This window comes from Sorangium sp. So ce131, from assembly GCF_051519095.1.
In the GTDB taxonomy this organism is placed as follows: Bacteria; Myxococcota_A; Polyangia; order Polyangiales; family Polyangiaceae; genus Sorangium.
This window is the reverse complement of record NZ_CP150455.1, coordinates 11,930,608-11,955,150: the sequence shown is the minus strand read 5'-3', so window position 1 is coordinate 11,955,150 and position 24,543 is coordinate 11,930,608. Positions and strand designations below refer to the sequence as shown.

The window sequence follows — 24,543 nt, the reverse complement described above, 5'->3', positions numbered from 1 at the left end:
AACGGCATGTAGATCTCTCCCTGCTATCGTTGTTCTCTGCTCGGTACCGTGCGCCGTACGCGGAGAGGCCGCCGCGCTCGCCGGCGCTGCACGCGCCGAGCGGGCCGGGGGAGCCCCGGCCGTCGGGCGCACGTCGCCGATCGCCTGGGCTGCGCGCCTGGCGCCTTGAAGACGTGTGAGGTGATCGAGCTCTCTGCGTCGAGATGCGAGGCCGGCCGACCTTCGCCCTCCATCACAGGCACGTCGCTCGTCGCCTGGACGTCGGGGCCGGGTCGGCCGGCGGTCGCGTTATCAGTACATCGCCTCTCCCATGCCACCAGGTCGCACAGAGCCGCTGGCGTCAGGCGCGGCGGTCACACCGCCGCAGCGCAGGAGCGAAGCGTGTCGACTTGGGGTGTGCCCGGCATGGATATCAGGTCTTCCCCCAGCGTCAAATCCATTTATGGATAGACCGCCCGGGATCACGGTATTCACGAGACGCCGGGCTCAATGGCTCGGACACGGCGTGAATCCGGAGCTGCAACTTAAGGATTCTTAACGATGCAGCTTCATACTTTTTAACGTACCCATGGCGCTTCTGTTGTTGACACGGGGCGACTCGACCCCGGCTGGGACGCGGCGACGCGGGCGATCCTCAATCACCCGACGAGGGGTGGACACGCGGCGAGATCGGCAGTCCCCGAGCGCCCTCACAAGAGCTCGTCCAGGTCGTCCATCGCCTGCGAGAGGTCCTCGCTCATCTCCTTCAGCTTCTCCCGGTCCTTCTCCAGCAGCACCGCCTGCGCCGCTCGGGCCTTCTCCCCGAGCTTGCGCGCCGCGAGCACGTTCTCGAGCAGGTACCGCCGCTCGGTCGGCCCGAGCCCCGCGAACGCCCGCCGGAGGATCGGCAGCGTGTCCTTGAAGCGCTCGGGCGCGATGCCCCCGAGGAAGGCGTCGAGCGCCTCGACCACGGGGCGGCTCTTCACGAGCACGAGCGCGTTCACCTCGAAGAAGCCGGCCAGGAACGACGCCGCCGCCTCGGGCGGGACCGCGCTCCCGAGCCGCAGGCCGACGATCCTGGCGACCTCGGCGTCGTCGATCTCCTGCGCCAGGTAAAGCAGCCCGCACGCCATGCCGGACGCCGTGGGGTTCACCGCCCCGCTGTCCACGAGCCCCCGCGCCGCGTCGTACCATGCCTGCCGGTCGACGATCGGCTGCGACAGCGCCACGTCGTGCAGCGTGCGCAGCGCCTCCTTGGCGCCCGCCACCGCCTCGTCGCTGCCCGTGCACCCTGCGTGCACGCGCAGGACCGCGCGCGCGAACGTCTTCTCCAGCATCGGCGCGATCACGCCGTCGCCGAGCGACGACAGCGACCGCGACGAGCCGAACGACGCGAGCCCCGCGAACGCGCGGCACGCGCGCGCGAGCGACGGCAGGTCGGTGTCGCCCGCGGCGAGCTCGTCGCACGCCCGGAGCGCCGCGGCCACGACGCGCGCGCTCGACGCGAGCACCCCGTTCAGCAGCACGTCGGCGGCCTCGCCCGTCGTGTGGCACGCCCCGAGATCCTCCTCGAGCAGCCGCGTCGCCACCTGCTCCAGCGTGTCGCCGAGCACGATCTTCTCGACCAGCGCCACGTCGGTCGCCGGCGTCCACTGCGCCTCCCACGTCTCGTGCAGCTCCCTCAGGATCTCGTCCGGCGGCGCCCCCTGCGCCGCCGGCCCGCGCCGCCTGCTCGCGCCGCCCGCGCGCCGCGCGCCCGCGTACGCCGCGTAGGGGATCTTCGCGATGCGGAGCCGGTGCAGGAGCACGCTCGTGCCGACCTCGACCTCGTTGGTCAAGGACAGCCGGAACGACTCGGGCGCGTCCGTGGCCGGCAGCCTGCGCTCGCGCACCTCGCGCCAGAACTCCTCCTGGAGCGAGTTCTTCCCGATGCGGCCCCCGACCCGACCGACGTTGCGCCCGATCACCGCCGGCCAGAGGAAGCCGTCGACGTGCGTCGCGTCGCCACGGCACATCGTCGCGATCGTCGCCTCGCGCACCTCGTCGAGGCCGGGCTCCGCCTTGCCGCGGTGCTCGGCGAGCGCGACCGCGAGGCGGAACGCCTCGATCGTGTCCGCGAGCGAGGCCATGAACCCGCGGAGGCGGAGGTGCTCGGTGAAGTCGATCAGCACCTCGAGCGTGGCGCGCCGGAAGTCGCCGCCGGCGTCGTGGGCGCGCTGGTAGTACTGCGGCGCCCGGTTGCCCGCGCCGTAGCCGAGCTGCTCGGAGAGGCGCGGGAAGCTGAAGGGGACCAGCGTCGCCGCGCACGGCACCGCGGCCGGCAGCCGCGCCTCCAGGGCGGGGTCGACGTCGCGCGCGGCGAACGCCGCCGCGTGCGCCGCGCCCAGCACCGCCGCCACCTCGTGCGGGGCGAGGTCCGGCCCCATGCGCTCCAGCAGGTAGCGCGCCATGTATGCGTCGCGCGCCCGGTGCACCAGCCGGTCTCCCTCGGCGCGGGCGAGGTCCGCGTACGCGAGCAGCGCCTCGCGGAACGACCGCGGGTCGTAGCGGGGCGCCTCGAACGAGGCCTCCCAGAACTCCTCGAACGAGCGGAATCCCCGCGCCCGCGCGCAGGCCTCGTAGAGGCTCTCCGGCTCGCCCTCGGCGCTCGCGGGCGCGTCCTCCTCGTCGCCGGCCTCGTCTTCGTCGCCCTCGCGATCCTCCTCGTCCCCGCCGTCCGCGTCGCCTCGGCCCGCGTCGCCCCGGCCCGCGTCGCCCCGGCCCGCGTCGCCCCGGCCCGCGTCGCCCTCGCGCTCGTGGCCGCCCGGATCCTCGGCGTCGTCGTGGCCGACCAGGGCGCCCTCGAACGGCGCGAGCGCCACGCCGACGGGCACGTCGATGAGCTCCACGCGCGCGCCGTGCTCGAACGCCCACTTCACCGCGACATACTCGGGCGAGTACGCGGCGAACGGCCACAGCGACGACGCGGGCGTGCCGTCGGTCCGGTACCCGAGGATCGCGACGGGGGGCACGGTCTTCGGGTCGACGAGCGCCTCGAGCAGCGGCGTCGCGTCGCTCGGGCCCTCGACGAAGATCACCTTGGGGCGCACCTCGTCGAGGTAGGCGCGCAGCGCCGCGCTCGAGCGCGGCGAGTGGTGGCGCACCGGGAAGAGATGGACGGCGGCGAGCCGGTCGAGGTTCATCGGGGCTGCCTCAGGGCGCGAGCCGCTTCTTGGAGGCGGCGTAGAACTCCTTCCAGAGCCCCGGGCGCGCCTTGGCCACGGTCTCGCAGTACTCGCGGACGGCCTTGAGGTCCTCGCCCCCTTCCTTGCTCACGGCGCCGAGCAGCGAGCGCGAGAGGTCGTCGGCGGTCACCTTCCCGGTGCCGAAGTGCTGCGCGAGGATGCCGCTGTTGAAGAGCACGCTGATCGCCTCCGCCGTCGACAGCACCGAGCCGGGCGTCTTCACCTTGGTCTTGCCGTCCTTGGTCATGCCGGCCCGGAGCTCCTGGAACAGGGTGACGAGCAGCTTGGCGAGCTCGGCGGGCGGCTCGACGCCGACCTGGTAATCGCCGCGGAGCTCGGCCTCGCGCTTCTGCACGATGCGGATCTCCTGCTCCAGGTCGTCGACGACCGGGACGGTGATGAAGTTGAAGCGGCGCTTGAGCGCGGCGCTCATCTCGTTCACGCCGCGGTCGCGGGTGTTGGCGGTGGCGATGAGGTTGAACCCGCGCTGCGCGGACACCACCTGATCGAGCTCCGGGATCGCGACCTGCTTCTCGGACAGGATGGAGATGAGCGCGTCCTGGATCTCCGACGAGGTGCGGGTGATCTCCTCGAAGCGCGCGAAGCGCCCGTCCCGCATCGCGCGGAGGATGGGCGAGGGCACGAGCGCCTTCGGCGACGGCCCCTCGGCGAGCAGCATGGCGTAGTTCCACCCGTACTTGACGTGCTCCTCGCTGGTGCCGGCGGTCCCCTGGACGACGAGCGCGCTCGTGCCGCTGATGGCGGCGGCGAGGTGCTCGGAGAGCCAGCTCTTCGCGGTGCCCGGCTCGCCCACGAGCATGAGCGCGCGGTCGGAGGCGAGCGTGGCGAGGGCCACCTGGACGAGCGCGCGATCGCCGATGTACTTGGGCGTGATCGCGACGCCGCCGACCGGCTTGTCGCTGCCGAGGATGTAGGTCTCGACGGCCCTCGGCGAGAGGCGCCACCCGGGCGGCCTCGGCGCCTTGTCCTCGGCGGCGAGGGCCGCGAGCTCGTGGTCGTACTTGGTCTCGGCGGGCTGGCGGAGGTCGCTCATGGGGCGGGTCGAGGCTACCGCAGAACGGGGCGGGGCTGCACGGCGCGGTCTCCGACGCGAAGGAGCCCACCGGCGAGGGCGCTGCCAGCGGCCGGTCTGCCGGCGCGAGCTGTCATCGCGTGTAACCGCATGTAATCGCTGGTGCGTTGACTTACATCTTTCTGTCGAGCAGCCTGCGCGCGTCATCGGCCCTTCTTTATCGGGAGCGTCTTTCATGCGACGGGCGAACTGGCTGGCTCGTTTGGTGGTCTTTTGTGGTGTGGTGTTGCTGCTCGGCCGCGGGCATGGCGGGCTCGCGCTCGCCGGGCCCCTCGAGACGCCGAATTCACCGCCCGAGTCTCCGGGCGACCGTTCCGCGCTCTTCACGATGCCGATGCGGGCGCCCAGCGACGGCGGGCAGCTCTCGGCGGGGCACCTCGCGGCGGCGGAGCCCATCGAGGACCTGGGAGCGCCGCACGGCGAGATCGTGCGCCCCGACGAGGCCCGGGTGGTCGCGTTCGAGGGCGCCGTGCTGGAGATCCCGAAAGGCGCCGTGGAGGAGCCGGTGCGGATCACGATTCGCCCGCTCCACCAGGCCGAGGTGCGGCCCATGGGGCGCGCGATGGTCAATGTCACGCCCGGGGGGCGGGCGTACCGCTTCGGGCCGCATGGCCTCAAGTTCAAGAAGCCGGTGCGGCTGACGCTGCCGTACGACGAGGGCGCGATCCCGCCCGGGATGACCTCACAGCACGTGACGGGGTTCTTCTTCGACGAGGCGCTGGGCCAGTGGGAACCCGTCGCGAAGGCCGATGACCCCGCGACCGCGGGGGGCGCTGCGAAGGGGGCCATGGCCGCGAAGGGCGCCATGGCCGCGAAGGGCGCCATGGCCGCGAAGGGGGCCATGGTCGCGAAGGGCGGTAAGCTGACGAGCCTCACCGATCACTTCACCGATTTCGTGAATGCCACGCTCGCGATGCCGGACGCGCCGGGGACGCGCAGCTTCGATCCCAACAGCATCAAGGGGCTCGCGCTCCCGAGCCCGACCGCCGGCGTGACGTTCATCGAGCCTCCGGAGGCGAGGTCGAGCGGCGCCGCGCAGCTCAGCCATCCCATCGTGGTCCCGCCGGGCCGCAACGGCATCCAGCCCGAGCTCGCCATCGAGTACAACAGCGAGCTCCGCGGCGGGTGGCTCGGCGCCGGATGGGACCTCAGGCTGCCCCGCATCGAGATCGACACGCGCTTCGGCGTGCCCACGTACGCCGCGGACGAGACGCCGCGTTACCTGCTCGACGGGAGCGAGCTCGTGCAGGCCAATGGCGGCGCCTGCGGCGATCCATGCCTGTTCCGGCGGCGGGTGGAGGGGCCGTTCGACCGCATCCTGCGCCGCGGCACCGGGCCGAGCAGCTACTTCTGGGAGGTCACGGACAAGAAGGGCACGGTCCATGTCTACGGCCGCAGCGCGGGCGCGCGCCTCGATGACCCGGAGCCGGCCGAGGACCAGCCGCGCAACGTGTTCCGCTGGTACCTGGAAGAGGTCCGCGACACGTTCGGCAACCAGATGCTGATTCACTACGATCGGGACGTCGACGACGGCCCGCCGCCGCGCATCGAGGTCCACCCGGAGCGCATCGAGTACACGGCCAACGCGGCGCAGGGGGTGAACGCAGCTTACTTCGTGGACTTCGTGTCCGTGGCCGGACGGTCCGACGTCACGTTGAGCGGCAGGCCAGGCTTCCTTGAGCAGACGAGCGAGCAGCTCGCGCGCGTGGACGTGCGGTTCGGCGCCACGTTGATCCGCCGCTACGCGCTGGAGTACGCCGAAGGCGAGTTCGGCAAGCTCCTGCTCCAGTCGATCGCGGTCTCGGGCCGGAACAGCCCGAACCCCGACGGCACGTCGTCGAGCAAGGAGCTTTACCGCCACACGTTCGACTACTTCACCGCGCCGCGCACCGAGTCCGGAGAGATGGCGGCGTTCGCGCAGGCGGTCGAGGCGTGGGGGCAGGCGAAGGCGCGGGACGGCCTGTCGCGCTCGGAGGACACGACCGCGGGCGGCAGCGCGTCGGTCGGGCTGGGGATCGGGATCTTCTCGATCTCGGTCGGCGGCGGCGGCTTCTCCGGGAGCGAGTCGGTGCGCAAGAGCGTGTTCGACCTCAACGGCGACGGCCTGCCCGACTTCCTGTACGACGGCGGAGAGGCCGGCCTGAACTTCCTGCGCGCGCCGCGCCACGGCCATATCGCCCTGACGGGCGTCCCCGGGCTGTTCGAGGACAACCTGGGCTACACGGATCGGTCGGGGTGGAACGTGCAAGCCGGGTTGAACCTCGCGGTCGTGGGCGGCTCGGTGGCCTACACGCGGAGCTCGACCGAGGACGAGCAGGTCGTCTCGGACATCAACGGCGACGGCTATCCCGATCTCGTCTCGGTCGGCGCGCTCGGGGCCGTCGAGGTCGCCTTGAACGACCGGCGCGGCCGCTTCGGGACCAAGACGCCGTGGGGGCAGCTCGACACGAGCGGCGTGCCCGCGGGGCGCCCCGACTTCGCGGCGGCGGCGCGCAAGGACTTCCACCCTGCCGACCCGCTGCTGCGCTGGATCGCGCCGTTCGAGGGCGACATCCGCATCGGCGGCGCGCTGCAGAAGCAGGAGGCCGGCGGCGACGGCGTGCGCGTGGAGATCGTGCGCAACAGCGAGGGAGAACCGCTGTTCGAGGACGTGATCGCGGGGGACGACGTGTCTCCTTGCGCCATCGGCGCGGGCGAGTGCGGCGGCGGCGTCCTGACGACGCACGTCTCCGCCGGCGACCGCATCTACGTGCGGGTGAGCGCGGCGCCGCAGATCGACCCGGAGAACCCCGTGGACACGGCGGCCGATCTCCTGGCGTGGAGCCCGTCGATCACCTACGAGGTGGACGCGGCGCTGCTCGATCGGATCGGGCCGGACGGCGCGCCCCTCCACCGCTTCGATTACGGCCAGGACCACCGGCTCGCAGGGCGGCCGGAGGTGCCGTGGGTGGCGCCCGCGGACGGCACCGTGCGCCTCACCGGCGATCTGATCAAAGAGTCGACCACGAGCGACGACCTCTCGGTCGAGATCACGAAGGAGAGCGGCGGCGCGACCACGACGGTGCTGCCGCCGCACCGCGTGGACGCGGCGACCGTGGGTGTCGGGCTCTCGCTCGCCGCCTTCCTGCCCGACGTGGTCCCCGTGAAGGCGGGGGATCGCCTCCGGATCCGCGTCCGATCGGACGTGCCTGACGACCCGGCGCTCGTGACCTGGAGCCCTGTTGTCCGCTACGAGCGGTATACCCGCGTCGATCGCGCGACCGGCGCTCCCCGGGAAGGGGCCGTGTCGTGTGGCGTCCAGCCGGGCGGCCGCACGGCCTGCACGCTGGACAACGACGGCCCCGGGGACGCGCCGCTGCCGCTGTCGCTGATCGAGCGGAATGCCTATGTGGCGATGCCCGTGACGAGGTGGCTGCCGGGGGCGCACCGGACGCCCTGGATCGCGCCGAGCTCCGGCACGGTGCGGCTCCAAGGCTCGGTGTTCGTGCCGGGCACCAACGTGTCGCTCGAGCGGCCGATCACCGTGCTCGTCCAGGGCGTGCACCGGCTGTTCCACAAGCAATCCTTCGTCGCGCCGAGCAGCAGCGGGATCACGGTGCCCTTCGCCGTCGACCTGGAGGTCGAGGCGGGCGAGCCGGTCTACGTCTCGCTGCACGCCAGGGAGGTGCCCCTCGGCGCCTCGCTGGTCGCGAGCATCGACGGCGAGGGCGTCCCGGTGAGCTTCCTCGTCCCGGATCCCGCGGCCGAGGCGCTGATCGACGGCGTCCCGCGGGACCCTCTGGCCGGCGGATTCCACGGCTGGTCGGTCGGCTTCGCCAACGGCGATCGCGCGTTCTCGGAGGCGGACATCGTCTTCCCGACGCGCGCCCCGGAGCTCGGCTTCACGCTCGCGGTGCCGCTGCCGCACGACGACGCGCCGCCGGTCTGGGGCGCGGCCGCGTCGGAGGCCTTCCTCGGCGGCAGCGCGGTCAAGCCGTCGGTGGTGGGCAAGATCGGGCGAGGCGGCGCGGCGCTCGGCCGGCTGCGCAGCGCGGAGACGTGGAACGCCGAGGTCAGCGCCAACCTCGGTCCGCTGGGGGGCAGCTACAGCTTCGGCAGCACCACCTCGGATCTCGACCTGATCGACATTAACGGCGACAGGTTCCCGGACAGCGTGACGCGCGAGGGCGCGGTGCTCAACACCGGCGCGGGCTTCGGGCGGCGCGACAGCTGGTCGCTGCCGGAGGCGCTCCGGCGCACCGAGCACCGCACGATCCGGGTGCAAGCGGGCGCCTCGGTCACCGTGGACGAGGACGATCAGACCATCAACAAGACCGGGAGCGACGGCTCCTCCAAGGGGTACATCCGCACGTCGTTCAGCCTGGGGACCAGCTACGGCCTGTCCGCCACACACGTGGATCTGGTCGACTTCAACGGCGACGGCCTGGTCGACCAGGTGGCGCAGGACCCGGCGAGCGGGTCGATGACCGTCGCGTACAACCTCGGGCACCGGTTCACCGCGCCCGTCCCCCTGCAGCGGGAGCGCTTCGAGCGGAGCGATTTCGACGCGGGGGACCTGCGCAACAAGCTCCGCGGCATCCTCGATGAGTTCACGGACGCGGCCGGCGTGGACGCGGTGCGGCTGGAGGACACGGGGGCGAACAGCGTCGGCCTCGGCGCGGACGTGAGCGTGGCCTCCGTCGGCGCCGGCTACACGTACACGACGGCGCGCACGGTCGTCGATTTCGTCGACGTGAACGGCGACGGGCTGCCGGACAAGGTGATGAAGTCGCCCGAGGAGGCGTCGTTCCGGGTGCAGCTCAACCTCGGCAGCTCCTTCGCAGCGGAGGAGCAGTGGCCCGCGGGCGCGTGGAGCGTCCCGATCGACCCGCCGGAGTACACGTTCATGGGCGGCGGCGACGCCATCGGGTTCCGCCGGTCCGAGAGCTACGAGGGCAGCTTCAAGGTCGAGGTCTGCTATTTCATCTGCGTCGGAGGCTCGGTGTTCTACTCCGAGGGCAACGGGTCATCCCACCTCGGGTTCGAGGACATCGACGGCGACGGCCTCGCCGACCACGTGCTGAAGCGCGACGGCGACGCGACGGTGTACGCGCGCATCAACACCATCGGCAAGGCGAACCTCCTGCGCCGGGTGAACCGGCCGCTCGGCGGGAGCGTGGAGCTCGACTACCGGCGCGACGGCAACCTGGTCGTGCCGAGCGAGGGCGCGGTCGACGAGGTGGACAGGACGCCGCAGGTCGACATGCCCTCCGGCCAGTGGGTGCTGAGCGACGTGACGGTGCACGATGGCGTCGAGGGCGCGCCGGGGGTGCACGGCGTGCACACGTACAGGACGCTCATCGAGACGCACGCCGACGGGATCTACGATCGGGACGAGCGCACGCGCCTCGGCTACAGGCTGCTCACGACGACGGCGCTCGGCGCGGGGGAGGGGGACGACGTGCCCGCGATGTCGATCAAGGACGTCGAGTACCTCAACGACAGCTTCTACCGGCGCGGCCTGCGGGCGCGATCGACCCTGCGCGACGGCGACGGGCTGCTCTTTACCATCGAGGAGATCCTCTATGCCCAGCCGCCCGCGGAGCTGATGGCGGGGGTGCTCGGGTCGTTCTTCCCCAAGGAGACGAGCCGGGCGACCGCGTACTACGAGGGGACGACGGATGATCCGACCGCGCCGCACAAGCGCGCGAGCGAGACGCGAACCTTCGACGCGTTCGGCAACCTGACCGACCTGCACGTCGAGGGCGAGGAGGCGACGGACGCGGACGACGTGTACCAGCACGTCGAGTACCTGCACGACGAGGCGGCGCACATCATGAAGCCGAAGCTCGTCGAGACGAAGGACGCCGAGGACCACCTGCTGCGCAAGCGCACCGCGACGTACTGGCCGGGGACTCGCGCGCTGGAGACCGTGACCAACGTCGTCTCCGGCGGCAAGCGACCGGACGGGACGCCGTACGCGGGGGCCGAGGCCACCTGGCATTACGATTACGACGACCTCGGCAACCTCGAGTCGTCGACGGATCCGAACAGCTTCGCGCTGACGTACAGCTACGACGAGGCGACGCATAGCCACCTCACGTGCGTGCACGACAGCTTCGGGTACCACTCGAACAGCGTGCCGAACCTCCTCTATGGCACGGTGGCGCAGGAGACGGACGTCAACGGGCACACGATGGTGCACCGGGTCGACGACTTCGGGCGGCTGATCGAGGTCTGGGGGCCGAGTGATCTCCCGGAGCAGGCCAATCTGCCGGTCGGGTGCGCGCCGGCCACGATCTATAACCCGGACGAGCCTCCGGCGGCGGGCGAGCCGACGGCCCGGTTCGAGTACGCGCTCCAGCCCGATCAGACCGCCGCGCTGCCGGTGTGGGCCAGGACGAGCCACAAGGACGTGGACCACCCCGGCGATCCGATCGTGACCGTGGCGTTCGCGGACGGGCTGGGGCGCGTGCTCCAGACCAAGAAGGACCACGAGCGCGACACCGGCACGGGCACGGAGCTCGGGATGACGGTCAGCGGGGCCATCGCGTTCGACGCGCTCGGCCGCGTGGTGGAGCAAGGGCAGCCGGGCTTCAGCGCCGAGCCGGACACGACGTTCGTGCCGCTGGAGATGCTGCGGCCGACGCACACGCGGTATGACGTGATGTCGCGGACGCGCGAGGTCGCGAAGCCGGACACGAACGCGGACGACGACTTCGCGCGGACCGCGACCGAGCACTCCCTCGTGGAGCTCGAAGGACAGCTGCTCTTCCAGGAGATGGTGATCAACGCGAACGCCAAGGTGCGGAACACGTACCGGGACGTCGGCGGGCGGGTCGCCGCGGTGGAGGAGTTCAACCGGATCAACGGGGTGGAGACGCGGATCGTGACGCGTTACCAGCACAACCCCCTCGGCGAGCTCGTCCGGGTGACGGACGCGCGCAACAACGCCACCCTGGCCACGTACGACACCACCGGCCGCATGGTGGAGCTCGTGAGCCCCGACGCGGGGCGCACCGAGTGGCGCTACGATCTGGTTGGAAATTTGCGCGTGAAGCAGACGGCGACGCTCGCGGCGCGCGGGCAGCTGATCCGGTACGAGTACGACTATAACCGGCTGCGGCGGATCGACTATCCGGTGACGCAGGACGTGCTCTACACGTATGGCGAGCCGGACGACGCGGGGGACGAGCAGGGCAACCGCGCGGGGCGAATCATCGAGGAGACGAGCGCCGCGGGCAAGCGCAGCTACCGTTACGACCGGTTCGGCAACACCGCCGAGCTCACCTCGGAGTTCCCGCGGCTGCGCGAGCCGCACCTCGGGCCTTACCAGGCCACGATGCGCTACGCGTACGACGCGCTCGGCCGGATGCAGGAGATCATCTTCCCCGGCTCCGGGGAGGAGATCGTGCGGTATGGCTACGACCACGGCGGTCTGCTGATCTCGGCGGTCGGAGAGAACCAGCACGTCAACCCGCAGCACCCGAACGAGCCGCAGACGACGGAGTACCTGCGGCACATCGGGTACGACGAGTTCGGTCAGCGGGTGCGCGTGGTCACGGGCAACGGGGTCGAGACGCGCATCCGGTACGACGAGTCGACGCGGCGGGTGGAGGAGGTCGACGCGGACCACCAGAGCGAGCAGATGCGGATGATGGGCCGGCCGCCGAGGCCGTTCCAGCGGCTGCGTTACCAGTACGATCTCGTCGGCAACATCCGGGAGCTGAACAACCTGGCGGCGTTCGACGCCAGCGTGGGCGGCAGCGTGCTCGTCGCGACCACGCACCAGCGGTTCGACTACGACGATCTGAACCAGCTCACGGCGGCGTCGGGCGACTACCAGGAGCGGAGCAACGAGCAGCAGCGGTACGCGCTGGGCATGAAGTACGACGTCCTCGGCAACGTGACCGAGAAGGGCCTCGCGGTCGACCGGTACGAGCCGAAGCCCCCGCCCGTGCCGGCGGGCCAGGACCCGTGGAAGTTCGGCCACGAGATCCGCGAGAAGACGTACCGGAACGTGTACCGCTACTTCAGCCCGCGGCCGCACGCGCCGCGCGAGGTCGACGAGTTCGTCGTGGCGGAGGCGCAGCCGCGCCTGCGGGAGCTGTTCTACGACGCGAGCGGCAACCAGATCGAGTGGAAGTACCGGAACAACCCGCACCGTACGCTGGCGTGGGACGACGACGGCCGGCTCGTCTCCGTGCGGGAGAACAACCAGGATCTCTCGCGTGCGCTCTACGACGGCGCGGGCGAGCGGCGCGTGCACCTGCACCTCGTCGCTGGCCAGGAGGAGACCGCGTACGTCGACCAGCACCTCGTGCTGCGCAACGGGCAGTACCCGACGAAGCACATCTTCGCGGGCGACACGCGCATCGCGAGCAAGATCGACGCGGACTTCTTCCAGGAGCCGCCGGTCCTCTACTACCACCCGGACCACCTCGGCAGCACGCAGTACATCACCGACCAGGATCAGGCGCTGAGCCAGCACGTGGAGTACCTGCCGAGCGGAGAGCTGTGGGCCGATCAGACGGACTCGCGGTTCCAGAACCGGCAGCCGTACCTGTTCAACGGCAAGGAGCTCGACCTGTCCACGGGGCTCTACCAGTACGGCGCGCGCAGCTACGAGCCGCGGCTCGGCGTGTGGTTGAGCCCGGATCCGGTGCTGTCGGAGTACATGACCGGCAAGATCAACGGCGGGGCGTACCGGCCGATCAACCTCGGGCTGTACACGTACACGTGGAACAACCCGCTCGTGTTGACCGATCCCACCGGGAAGTGGCCGACCGCGGAGGACATCGACGCGGGCCTCGCGCGCGCAGGGGACACGATCCTCGGCTTCACGTACGGATTCGCGCTCGGCGCGACCCCCGTGATCGGCAACGTCGTCGGCTTCCTCCCGCCCCCGCAGGACAGCGAGTCCTTCCGGATCGGCATGGGCGCGGGTCAGATGGCCGGCGGCGTGGTGCAGATGACGGTCGGAGGCGCGGTCGCGGGCGGCTCGGCGGCCGGCGGCACGGCGGCCACCATCGGCTCGGGCGGCACGGCGGCCCCAGCGGCGGTCCCGCTGACCGTGGCGGGGGTCCAGGTCGGGGTGGTGATGATGGCGAGCGGCCGCGCCGCCGTGATGCAGGGCGCGATGACGATGCAGATGGCGGCCACTGGTGGAAACAGCAGCGGTGTGCCACGCTTCATCGGGCAGCCGGACGGACAGCTCGTGGACACCACCGCAACACCTCCCGGGAGCTACTCGCAGCCGGGCGGCGGGCGAACCGACATCTTGCAGGGCGAGGACCACGGCGCCGGGCTGTCCCACACGCACGATCCGAAGGAAAACGTGAACCCGAAGACCGGTCAGAGGTTCGTCAACGGCCTCGAGAAGCCGGGCCGGCCCGTGTCGGCCGAGGACGTGCAGAACATCCAGTCGGGGGCGGCTCCCCCGGCGCCGCCGAAGGGGCGATAGAGCACGTTATGACGAGTCCTGTGTGTCGATTGGAGGGAGAGTCGTTGAGCGCCGTCACCGTGGACGCCAGGGTGGCCGCCATCCGATGGGACGTGGTGCCGTGGGGCCTGGTGCTCGATCTGGACGCTCCCCTGTCCGGAGCTCCCGAGGCCCCGATGCGGCGCGTATGGCTGCTCTTCTCCGGGGTGTCGGAGGTGTCGTGGCCGATCGAGGAGGCCCGCCTCCCCAACGGGTGCTGGCTGACGAGCGCCATCGCCAGCGCCGACGCGGGAGGGGGCTTTCGAGAGTACCGCTTCACGTCGCTGCTCCCCCGCTTCGCCGGTGATGTCCTGTCCCGCGAGCAGCCTCCGGGGGTCGTGGTGATCCGGGCCCAGAGGCTGGACGGCGTGGCCTCGATCGAGGCCCATCCCGCCAACGAGCATGGGGTGCCGTGGCGCGAGAGGGTCCGCCTCGCGTCGGACGAGGAGCTGGCGAGGGTGCTCGAGGCCACGTGAAGCCGTAATCAGCGCAGGCGGACGGGGAGCGCCTCCAGGCCCCTCAGCGTGGAGTTGCGGCGCCACGCGAGGCGCTCTCCGGTCAGGCGCAGGTCCGGATAACGGCGGAGGATCGCACCGATCGCGACCTGCCCTTCGAGGCGCGCGAGCGCCGCGCCCAGACAGAAGTGGATGCCGTGGCCGAACGCGAGGTGGCGGCTGTCGGCGCGGCGCACGTCGAGCCGGTCTGGATCGGGGAACTGCGCCGGATCCCGGTTCGCGGCGGCCAGGCCCAGGATGACCGGCTGTCCGGCCGGGATATGGAAGCCGCCGATCGACAGGTCGTCCTTCGCCACGCGGCCGATCCGGTGGACCGGGCCGTCGAAGCGCAGGAGCTCCTCGACGCCGCCCTCCATCAAGGCAGGCTCGCGGCGGAGGAGGTCGAGCTGATCCCGATCCCGCAAGAGCGCGAGCAGACCATTGCCGATGAGGCCGGTGGTCGTCTCGTGGCCGGCAAACAAGAGGAGCATGGCGTTCGCCCAGAGCTCCTCCTCGGTCAGGGTGTCGCCCTTCTCCTCGGCAGCGATCAGGGCCCCGAGCAGGTCGTCCTGCGGCCGGCCGCGGCGCTCTCGGATCAGGCCCCGGAGGTAGCGGCGCAGGCAGAAGGCGCCGCGAGCGCCGCGGAGGACGTCTTTCCACCGCGGACCCGTACCTCCGCCGGCAAAAACCGCGAGATCGTCCGACCAGAGCTTGATCCGATCCCGGCTCCCGACCGGCACTCCCAGCATCTCCGCGATGACGCGGATCGGCAGCGGGGCCGCGTACCGCTCGATCAGATCGACGGGCGCCGGGCCGTCGATCGCGTCGAGCAGCTCCTCGGCGATCCGCTGGATACGGGCGCGCATCCGCTCGACGGCGCGCGGCGTGAAGGCGCGGTTCGCGAGGGAGCGGAGCCGCGCGTGATCGGGCGGATCCGAGAAGATCATCTGCCGGGAGAGCGCCCGCGTCACCGGGCGGGCGATCCGCCGGAGCGGCGCCGGAACCCGGACCACGGCGTCGATCACGCCCCTCGAGGAGAGCAGAGGATGCTTCAGGGCCGCGGCCACATCGGCATACCGCGTGAGGAGCAGCGCGCCCGTCCTGGGCTCGCGGAAGAACGGCGCTTCGGCCCGCAGGCGGTGATAACCCGGGTACGGATCCTCCATCGGGTGGTCCGTCAGGAGCCGCTCGCCCTCGATTCCCCCGGCCATCGCGATTTGCTGGCTCCTTCCCTGTTCAGCGATTCTTAGCACGGATCGCCGCCGGCGTATCCCGCCGCGTGATAGATCCTAGTCTGCGAGCTCCACTGTCCAGCGGGCCGCTTCCAGGACGACGTATCGGATCGGACCCGCCGGGTCCAGAGACCAACAGGATCGGGAGAGCACTTCATGTCCAAATTGAATGGCAAGGTCGCCGTCATCACGGGCGGCAGCAGCGGCATCGGGCTGGCGGTCGCCCGGCGCTTCGTCGAGGAAGGCGCGTACGTCTTCATCACCGGCCGGCGCCAGGGTGAGCTCGACAAAGCCAGGGCGCAGATCGGCGAGAACGTGACGACCGTTCAAGGCGACGTCACCGACGCCGGCGACCTCGATCGGTTGTTCGCCGCGGTGAGGTCGGAGAAGGGCGCGATCGACGTCCTCGTCACGAACGCCGGCCTCGTGGAGAGCGCGCCGTTCGTGGAGGCGACGCCCGAGCATTTCGACAGGATCTTCGACCTCAACGTCCGCGGCACCTTCTTCACGGTCCAGAAGGCGCTGCCGCTCCTGGCCGACGGCGGCTCGGTCGTGCTCGTCTCCTCGGCCGCGGGCTACAAGGGGTTCCCCGGCTACAGTGTGTACAGCGCGTCGAAGGCCGCCGTTCGCTCCTTCGCGCGGACCTGGACCGCCGAGCTCAAGGGGCGGGGCATCCGCGTCAACAGCCTGAGCGCTGGCCCGATCGACACGCCGGCCCTCGTCCAGGCGAGCTCCAAGGAAGACGCCGATCGCCTGCGTCAGCTCTATGGCGCCTCGATCCCGCTCGGCCGTATCGGCCGGCCGGAAGAGGTCGCGTCGGCGGCGCTGTTCCTGGCCTCCAGCGAGAGCAGCTACTCGAGCGGCATCGACCTGATGGTCGACGGCGGCATCGCCCAGCTCTGACTGGCGAGAGCGCCCTGCCGGCGCCGCGCGCCGAGGTGTGGCAACCTCGAGCTCCCGGAGGAGCTATATGCGACGAGTTGCCATCTCCAGTGTATTGGTAGCATGCCTGTCGAGCTGCACGTCCACACCGGCCGAGCCGCCGTCCACGCCGGCCGAGGGGGACGCCGAGGGGCCTCTGCCGTCTGCGGCGTCGTGTCCGACCGAGAAGCTGACCTTCACCAAGGACACGGGGTGCATGAACGATGGATCCGTGGAGTTTTGCCTGCCGACGGGCGACGAGGCGCTCCTCGCCCGCGTGCGGGCCATCGCGCCCACGGTTCAGGCGGGCTCGTCGAGAGGGCGCGCCAGCTGCGATGTGCCGGCAGAGACGCTGTACATGTTCCCCACAGGAGAGGCCGAGTGCGTCGCGCAGCACGGCGCGCTCCAGGACGCGGCGTGGGACAAGGTCTGCCGCATCGCCGCGCTGCCCGAGGTGCGGGCGATCGTGCCGACGTGGTACGAATGATCGGGGAGCACCGGCGGGCTCAGCCAGCGGCGCTCGCGCTTCGCCTGCGGCGCTCGCTCGCCGAGCGGCGCGGGCGCGAGCGCGCGGATTGATGTAGAACGACGGCTCCGATGACGCCCTCGCATCCCACGCGCCACGAGGTTCGCCGATGAAGTTCGCGTTCGACAACACCTACGCCCGGCTCCCGGACCGCTTCCACGCGCGCGTCCACCCCGCCAAGGTCCGCGAGCCGCGCCTCGTGAAGGTCAACCGCGCGCTCGCGGAGGTGCTCGGGCTCGACGCGGATCAGCTCGCCTCGGCGGAAGGGGCGCAGGTGCTCGCGGGCAACACGCTGCCCGAGGGCGCGGAGCCGATCGCGCTCGCGTACGCGGGGCACCAGTTCGGCAGCTTCGTGGGGCAGCTCGGGGACGGCCGGGCCATCCTGCTCGGCGAGGTCGTCGGCAAGGACGGCAAGCGGCGCGACATCCAGCTCAAGGGCGCGGGACGGACGCCGTTCTCGCGCGGCGGGGACGGGCGCGCCGCCGTAGGGCCCGTGCTGCGAGAGTACGTCGTGAGCGAGGCCATGGCGGCGCTCGGCGTGCCGACGACGCGCGCGCTCGCCGCCGTGACCACGGGCGAGCCTGTCTATCGCGAGGAGGTGCTCCCCGGCGCGGTGCTCACGCGCGTGGCCGCGAGCCACCTGCGCGTGGGCACGTTCCAGTTCTTCGCCGCGCGGGGGGACCGAGAGGCGCTGGCCACCCTCGCGTCGTACGCGCTCTCCCGGCACTACCCCGAGGCGGTGGGCAGCGGCAACGACGCGCTGGCGCTGCTCGATCGCGTGATCGAGGCGCAGGCGAGCTTGATCGCGCGCTGGCTCGGCGTCGGCTTCGTGCACGGCGTGATGAACACCGACAACACGTCGATCTCCGGCGAGACCATCGATTACGGTCCGTGCGCGTTCCTCGACGAGTACGACCCGGCGAAGAAGTTCAGCTCGATCGATCACGGCGGTCGTTACGCCTTCGGGAACCAGCCGCGCATCGCCCAGTGGAACATGGCGCGGCTCGCCGAGGCGCTCTTGCCGCTCCTGGCCGACGACGAGCAGGAGGCCGTCCGCGTGGCGACCGAGCGCGTGCAGAGCTTCACCGGCCTGTTCGTGGAGGCGCACGAGCGCGTCCTGCGAGCGAAGATGGGCCTCGTGCGCGAGGAGGACGACGATCTCGCGCTCGCCGCCGATCTGCTGGAGCGCCTCGCGTCGAACGGCGTCGATTACACGGTCTTCTTCCGCCGGCTGTGCGCGTCCGCGGCCGACCCCGCCGCCGACGCGCAGGTGGCCTCCCTGTTCGCGGAGCCCGGCGCGTTCCGCGACTGGGCCGAGGCGTGGCGCCGGCGGCTCGCCCGGGAGGACGTCGCGCGCGTCGACGGCGAAGCGCGCGCGGCCGCGATGCGGCGCGTGAACCCCGCGTTCATCCCGCGCAACCACCGGATCGAGGCGCTCATCCAGGCCGCAGTCCTCCGCGACGACTTCGAGCCCTTCGAGACGCTCGTGCGGGTGCTCGAGCGGCCGTACGACGATCAGCCGGAGTTCACCCACCTGAGCGAGCCGCCGCAGCTGGACGAGCGCGTGCAGCGCACGTTCTGCGGCACGTGACGACTCGCTCGGGGGCCGTGTTCATCGCGCCTTCTGCGCGGTCCTGGCCCGTCCACCCAGCGACCCCGCAAATGTGCTGACGAACAGATCCTCGTCGTCCCGATCGCGCGCCACCACGAGACGTGTAACCACATCGCGGTAGCCGCCCTGGGCCGCCTCGGGATCGATCTCGCGGCGCCCGCGGCCGACGACGGCCACGCGCTGCCCTTCGGCGAGGATGCCCTCCTGCCAGCTGAGCCGCCAATCGAGCGCGATCCTCTCGCCTTCTTTCCTGTGGGTGCGAAGAAAGCGCAGGAGTCGCGCGGGGGGTCGTCTGTAGAAGCCGAGCGTCTCGGTCACGTCGAACTCGAGCAGCAGCGAGGTGTCGGCGGCGTGGACGACGGCTCGCCCCGTCTCGTCGTCGACCATGAAGGGAGCCGCGCCACGTCCCTCGATGAGCGCGGGGGGCCCCCAGCGTATGGGTTCGGGCCCGATGACACGCGCGGACCAGGCGGCGCACGCACGACCGGTGAGGGGCGCGATCTGCCTCTCCTCCCCGAGATAACCGGCCTTGCCCACGATGCGCCCGACGGCGCCGTCCGGGAAATCATGAATCGTGTGGAGCGGTCGCGCGCCCACGCGGCGCGCCATGGATGGCTCGGTCGAAAAGAAGCTCAAGAGTCCCATGCGAAGCCGTGTGCATCTTGCCCGGCAAGTGATCCTCGCGCAACGCTGGGATCGGCGGTGAACGTCCAGACCAGCGAGGGGTGACCGCTCCGTGTGCGGGTCCGCCATCCTCCGGGCAGCGGGACCCCCCTCGGTCGGGTCGCCTTATGCCGGCGGCTCTTACCGAGCTGCTCCCCCAGCGACGCGACCTCGCGCTCCGGGAAGTCGTGTGTCCACACGTGAGCGGCTCGTCCCGGCCGCCGAGAGGTACCCCAGCCTGGGTCGAGGTGCCCCAACCTGCGGCCTTCGGAGCGCTCCGCCTGGCCGCGATCGCCTTGCGAGACGCTCTTCTGTCGATCGCCGCGTCCGAGGTCGAGCTACGTTTCCCATCGATCCGCGGCGGCGCCGGCGCTCGGCGCGCTCGCCCCTGGTGAGGAAACCATGGAGAACGTTAGAGCAGAAGTCGCCCCCGCGGGGGCCGTGCGCCACCTCTCGACGCTGCCAGGGCCGCGGAGGCTGCCGTTGCTCGGCAACCTCCTCGAGATCCGGCCGACCCAGCTCCACCTCACGCTCGAGGGCTGGAGCCGCACGTATGGCGATCTCTATACATTCTGGCTCGGCCGCACGCCCGTCCTCGTGGTCAGCCGCATCGATCTCGTCCAGCGCCTCCTCCGCGAGCGGCCGAAGGAGTTCCGTCGCTGGAGCCCGCTGCAGGAGCTCATCGAGGAGCTCGGCTTCGGCGGCGTCTTCTCCGCCGAGGGGGACTCATGGGCACGGCAGCGGCGGCTCGTGATGGGCGCGTTCACGGCCGGGCAGCTGCGCGAGAGCCACGGCATGATCTCCACGATCACCCGCCGGCTCCGGGAGCGCTGGCGCGCCTCGGCCGCGCGGGGAGCGCCGGTCGACGCGCGGCAAGACCTGGCCCGTTACACGGTGGATGTGACCTCCGCCGTGGCGTTCGGCCTGGACATGAACCTCATCGAGCGCGGCACGGACCCGCTGTCGCACCAGCTCGACACGGTCTTCGCGGGGCTGAACCGCCGCCTCATGGCGCCTTTCCCCTACTGGCGGCACGTCAAGCTGCCCGCGGACCGGGCCCTCGACCAGGCGATCGTGGAGGTGCGCAGGCGGATGCTGGACATCATCCAGACGGCCCGCGCGGAGCTCGATCGGGACCCGGCGCGGGCCGCGGCGCCCCGCTCGCTGCTGGAGGCGATGCTCGCGGCGCGCGACGCGGACGACCCGAAGGTGCGGCTGTCGGACCAGGAGGTGCTCGGCAACGTGCTGACGCTGATGCTCGCCGGGGAGGACACGACGGCCGACACGATGGCGTGGATGCTCCACTTCATGGCGCTGCGCCCGGACGTGCAGGCGCGCATGCGGGCCGAGGTCGACGCCGAGCTCGGCGACACGGACCTGCCGGAGAGCCCGGAGCTCGCGCAGCGGCTGCGCTACATCGGGGCGGTCGCGCAGGAGACGCTGCGGCTGAAGTCGGCCGCGCCGATCCTGTTCCTCGAGGCCTGCGCGGACACGGCGCTCGGCCCGGTGCAGCTCGGCGCGGGCGCGCGGATGATCCTGCTGACACGGCAGGTCGGTTTGAAGGAGGAGAGCTTCCACGACGCGACATCGTTCTTGCCCGAGCGGTGGCTGACCCCGCGGCCGGCGGACGCCGGCAAGCACGACCCGCGCGCGGCGCTCGCGTTCGGCAGCGGCCCGCGCGTCTGCCCGGGTCGCGCGCTGTCGCTGGTCGAGAGCGCGATGGTGGGCGCCATGGTGGCGCGCGATCTCGATGTGTCGCTGGTCGACCCGGGGCGGCCCGTGAAGGAGCTGCTCGGCTTCACGATGAAGCCTGAAGGGCTGGTCGTCCGGTTCACGCCCCGCCGCCGCTGACGTCCCGCGGCGACGTCGATCCTCGCCTCTCTCGCCGCCGCAAGGGCCGAATGTACGTCGGAGCGCTCGGCGGCGAGCGCCGCCTCCACGACGTTGCGCCGTGTCCCAGGATCGCAGTCCGCGCCGTCAGCCCGGGCCTCGCAGCGCGTCGACCAGCGCCTCGACCAGCGCGCGCACCGGCAGCGAGGGCGCCCGCTCGCCCAGGAGCTCGAGCTCCTCCTCCTCGTCCTCGCCGCACGAGAGCTGTACGGCCGCGATGACGGCCCCGTCGCGCTCGACGGCCAGGTCGAAGATCCCCTCCTCGTCGCTCACCGCCTCGCCGAGCAGCGCCGACAGCCGGCGGCCCAGGAGCTCGGCCAGCGGCTCGTCCCCGTCGAGGCCCGCTTCGTCGGGCGCGATCGTGGCCTCGACCGAGCGCGCCGGCCCCTCGCTCACCTCGGCCCCCTCGCGATCGAGCCGAAAACGCAGGCCGCGCGCCTCGAAGAACCCCGTCGTCATGCGCTCGATCAAGGCACGTCGCGCGCGCCCGGGCAAGCCGGTCCGACCGCGAAATCCTCTCCTCCACCCGCCTCGCGCCCGGGGGGCGTCGCCCCCGGCGGCGCATCGACGAGGCTTGAGCCGGCGAACACACCCGCGCGCCGCCGAGCGCCCGCCGCGTCAACTTCGGGTTGACGCTGTATACAGCCGCGCGTTACGGCGTCGGGCGCGCCGCTGGACGCAGGGGCGTCGCCGTGCGTTATGGGTATAAATACTGAACTATATCGTATAGTTGCAGCGAATGCGGGCGCGTTCGCGCATGGCCCGTGCATTGCTGAGCGAATTCGCGACCAACGCCGCGCCGCGCCGCGCGCGTCCGGCGGGGCGCGCTCCTGGAGGCTTTCATGACGGACCGCTACGCCATCATCGGCAACCCCATCGCCCAGGCCAAGTCGCCGGCGCTGCAGACCGCCTTCGCCAAGCAGCGCAACCAGGACATGGTGTATGGCGCGATCCTCGGCGCGCTGGATGGCTTCGTCGCCGCCGTGCGCGAGTTCCAGGAGAGCGGCGGCAAGGGCATGAACATCACCATGCCCTTCAAGCTCGAGGCCTTTGCGATGGCCGACGAGCTGACGCCGCGCGGCCGCGCCGCCGGGGCGATCAACATGTTCACCTTCCGCGAAGGCGGCTCCATCCTCGGCGACAACACCGATGGCGTCGGCATCCTGCGCGACATCACCCACAACCTCGGCCGCAGCCTCGAGGGCGCGCGCGTGCTGCTGCTGGGCGCGGGGGGCGCGGTGCGCGGCGCCCTGCTGCCGCTCTTCGAGGAGCAGCCGGCCGAGGTCTTCATCGCCAACCGCACCGCCAGCAAGGCCGCGGAGCTCGCCGCCGAGTTCGGCGCGCAGGCGGGCGCCGTCAGGCTCGCCGGCGGCGGCTTCGCCGACATCGCCGGGCGCTTCGACGTGATCATCAACGGCTCCGCCTCGTCGATGACCAACGAGGTGCCGCCCCTGCCCGCCGGCGTGTGGGACAAGGGCTCGCTGGCCTACGACATGGCCTACAAGAAGGAGCCCACCGCCTTCGTGCGGGCTGCGCAGGCGGCCGGCGTGGGTCAGACCGCCGACGGCCTCGGCATGGTGGTCGAGCAGGGCGCCGAGTGCTTCTTCCTCTGGCGCGGCATGCGGCCCGACACCGCGCCGGTGATCGCCGCGCTGCGGGCCGCCTGAGAGGAGCCATCTTCCGGAAGGCGCGCTGAAGCCGCGCGACGCCGCGCAGCGGCGGGATCGTGCAGCCTTGTTGCGGGATACAAGGAGATTGAAAAATTCGGATTGACGCGCTGCTTGGCTCCGCGTGATCTACGCTCGGGGCCTCGTGTTGCAGCGGTGGCGGAGCTGACCTGTCCGGGCCGCCGGTCGCCGCTGTCTCGACGCCCCAGGAGGATCACCATGAAGCGCATCTTCTGGGTGCGGCCCGCGATCGTGGCCGCCGCATGTCTCGCCACGCTCTATGTCGTCCAGGGCCGCGCGGCCACGGGCATGGGCGCCGGGCGCTGGACCCTGTTCGGCAAGGACATCGCCAACACGCGTCACGCGGCCGGCGAGAACGACATCGGGCCAGCGAACGTCGCGTCGCTCTCCGTGAAGTGGGCCTTCACCACGACCGGCATCGTCCCCGCGACGCCGGCCGTCGACGGGAGCGCGATCTACTTCCCGGACGGGGGCGGCAACCTGTACAAGCTCGACGCGGAGACCGGGCTCCCGATCTGGACGCGCACGATCGCCGGCCTCACGGGCACGGCCGACGCCATCTCGCGCACGAGCCCCGCGCTCCACGGCCACATGCTCTTCGTCGGCACCCAGGCCGGCGCGCACATGCTCGCCGTGGACAGCCGCACCGGCGATCTCCTGTGGAAGACGCAGCTCGACCCGCACCCCGCGGCGATCATCACGCAGTCTCCCGTCGTGCACGGCGGCCGCGTGTACGTGGGCGTCTCCTCCCGCGAGGAGCTCTTCGCGGCGGACAACGCGTATCCGTGTTGCACGTTCCGCGGCAGCGTGGTCGCGCTCGACGCCGTGACCGGAGAGCTGCTCTGGAAGCGCTACATGGTCCCCCCCGGCTACAGCGGCGGCGCCGTCTGGGGTGGCGCGCCCGCCATCGACCTCACGCGCCGCGCGCTCTACGTGACCACCGGCAACAACTACACCGTGCCCCCGTCCGTCGCCGCGTGCGCGGAGGCTGCCGGCGACGACCCCCTCGCCGCCGAGGCCTGCCTCGCGCCGGACGACTACATCGACGCCATGCTCGCGCTCGACCTCGATACCGGCGCCCTGAAGTGGGCGCGGCGGCTCCAGGGCTTCGATGCCTGGACGGGAGCGTGTTACTTCGGCGGCGACTGGTGTCCTTCGCCGAGGGGCGAGGATTACGACTTCGGCACGGGCTCCACGCTGTTCACGGCCGGCGCCGGGACGGAGCGCCGCGATCTCGTCGGCGCGGGCCAGAAGAGCGGTATTTACTGGGCGCTCGACCGGGACGACGGGAGCGTGGTGTGGAGCACCCTGGTCGGCCCCGGCGGCGAGCTGGGCGGCATCATGTGGGGAGTCGCCGTCGACGAGACCAGGATTTACGTGCCGATCGCCAACAACCGCCAGGTCGCCTACACGCTGCACCCCTCCGGGGAGGTCATCACGTGGGGCTCGTGGAGCGCGCTCGACCCCGCCACGGGCGACATCCTGTGGCAGACGCCCGATCCCACGCCGGGGGCGGAGTCCAGGGCGCCGCTGACGGTCGCGAACGGGGTGGTCTACGCCGGCTCGATGAGCGGCGACGTGCACGCGCTGAACGCCGCGACGGGCGCCGTCCTCTGGAGCCATCCGGCCGACGGCTCCGTCAGCGCCGGGCCGGCGGTGGCGCGCGGCGCGGTGTACTGGGGGAGCGGTTACCAGAGCTTCGGCATCGGCACGCCGGGCAATACGCTGTTCGCCTTCAGCCTGCCGTAGCGCCGCCCTGCG

Annotated in this window: 13 protein-coding genes; 8 read left to right on the top strand and 5 right to left on the bottom strand. The window is 71.4% G+C overall.

Features of this window, described 5'->3' with window-relative positions; genetic code table 11:
- Positions 1 to 689: 689 nt before the first annotated feature.
- Entirely contained in the window at positions 690 to 3,161 is a 2,472-nt protein-coding gene (locus WMF43_RS43415; RefSeq protein WP_437674087.1) for a DUF5682 family protein, read from the bottom strand.
- Positions 3,162 to 3,171: 10 nt separating this feature from the next.
- Positions 3,172 to 4,257, bottom strand: coding sequence for an ATP-binding protein (locus tag WMF43_RS43410; RefSeq protein ID WP_437674086.1), 1,086 nt, complete (start codon positions 4,255 to 4,257; stop codon positions 3,172 to 3,174).
- 214 nt (positions 4,258 to 4,471) lie between these two features.
- Between WMF43_RS43410 and WMF43_RS43405 the strand changes: the two genes are divergently transcribed.
- Together WMF43_RS43405 and WMF43_RS43400 are read left to right on the top strand one after the other, a co-directional pair.
- On the top strand, positions 4,472 to 13,738 hold the full coding sequence (locus tag WMF43_RS43405; RefSeq protein ID WP_437674084.1) for a SpvB/TcaC N-terminal domain-containing protein: 9,267 nt from the start codon (positions 4,472 to 4,474) through the stop codon (positions 13,736 to 13,738).
- A gap of 44 nt (positions 13,739 to 13,782) precedes the next feature.
- A complete protein-coding gene (locus WMF43_RS43400; RefSeq protein WP_437674082.1) occupies positions 13,783 to 14,232 on the top strand; it encodes a hypothetical protein in 450 nt (149 codons plus the stop codon).
- Between the two features lie 8 nt (positions 14,233 to 14,240).
- On the opposite strand, the gene WMF43_RS43395 is transcribed toward WMF43_RS43400, so the two are convergent.
- On the bottom strand, positions 14,241 to 15,461 hold the full coding sequence (locus WMF43_RS43395) for a cytochrome P450 (RefSeq protein WP_437674080.1): 1,221 nt from the start codon (positions 15,459 to 15,461) through the stop codon (positions 14,241 to 14,243).
- Positions 15,462 to 15,638: 177 nt separating this feature from the next.
- On the opposite strand from WMF43_RS43395, the gene WMF43_RS43390 reads away from it, so the two are divergent.
- The 3 genes from WMF43_RS43390 (at position 15,639) to WMF43_RS43380 (ending at position 18,520) form a co-directional block, all read left to right on the top strand.
- Positions 15,639 to 16,385: an SDR family NAD(P)-dependent oxidoreductase gene (locus WMF43_RS43390; RefSeq protein ID WP_437674078.1), complete on the top strand. Its 747-nt coding sequence runs from the start codon at positions 15,639 to 15,641 to the stop codon at positions 16,383 to 16,385.
- Positions 16,386 to 16,620: 235 nt separating this feature from the next.
- Entirely contained in the window at positions 16,621 to 16,890 is a 270-nt protein-coding gene (locus tag WMF43_RS43385) for a hypothetical protein (RefSeq protein WP_437674076.1), read from the top strand.
- A 148-nt stretch (positions 16,891 to 17,038) separates the two neighbouring features.
- Positions 17,039 to 18,520, top strand: coding sequence for a protein adenylyltransferase SelO (locus WMF43_RS43380; RefSeq protein WP_437674074.1), 1,482 nt, complete (start codon positions 17,039 to 17,041; stop codon positions 18,518 to 18,520).
- A gap of 21 nt (positions 18,521 to 18,541) precedes the next feature.
- Here WMF43_RS43380 and WMF43_RS43375 read toward each other — a convergent pair whose 3' ends face one another.
- Complete coding sequence (locus WMF43_RS43375; RefSeq protein WP_437674072.1) at positions 18,542 to 18,928, bottom strand: hypothetical protein; 387 nt, start codon at positions 18,926 to 18,928, stop codon at positions 18,542 to 18,544.
- A 678-nt stretch (positions 18,929 to 19,606) separates the two neighbouring features.
- On the opposite strand from WMF43_RS43375, the gene WMF43_RS43370 reads away from it, so the two are divergent.
- On the top strand, positions 19,607 to 21,055 hold the full coding sequence (locus WMF43_RS43370; protein ID WP_437674070.1) for a cytochrome P450: 1,449 nt from the start codon (positions 19,607 to 19,609) through the stop codon (positions 21,053 to 21,055).
- A gap of 126 nt (positions 21,056 to 21,181) precedes the next feature.
- Here WMF43_RS43370 and WMF43_RS43365 read toward each other — a convergent pair whose 3' ends face one another.
- Positions 21,182 to 21,553 (bottom strand): hypothetical protein, encoded by a 372-nt coding sequence (locus WMF43_RS43365; RefSeq protein WP_437674068.1) that lies wholly within the window; start codon positions 21,551 to 21,553, stop codon positions 21,182 to 21,184.
- 383 nt (positions 21,554 to 21,936) lie between these two features.
- Here WMF43_RS43365 and aroE point away from each other — a divergent pair, with 383 nt between their 5' ends.
- Both aroE and WMF43_RS43355 read left to right on the top strand, forming a co-directional pair.
- A complete protein-coding gene (gene aroE / locus WMF43_RS43360) occupies positions 21,937 to 22,761 on the top strand; it encodes a shikimate dehydrogenase (protein WP_437674066.1) in 825 nt (274 codons plus the stop codon).
- Positions 22,762 to 22,980: 219 nt separating this feature from the next.
- Entirely contained in the window at positions 22,981 to 24,531 is a 1,551-nt protein-coding gene (locus tag WMF43_RS43355) for an outer membrane protein assembly factor BamB family protein (RefSeq protein WP_437674065.1), read from the top strand.
- The last annotated feature ends 12 nt before the right edge of the window (positions 24,532 to 24,543 follow it).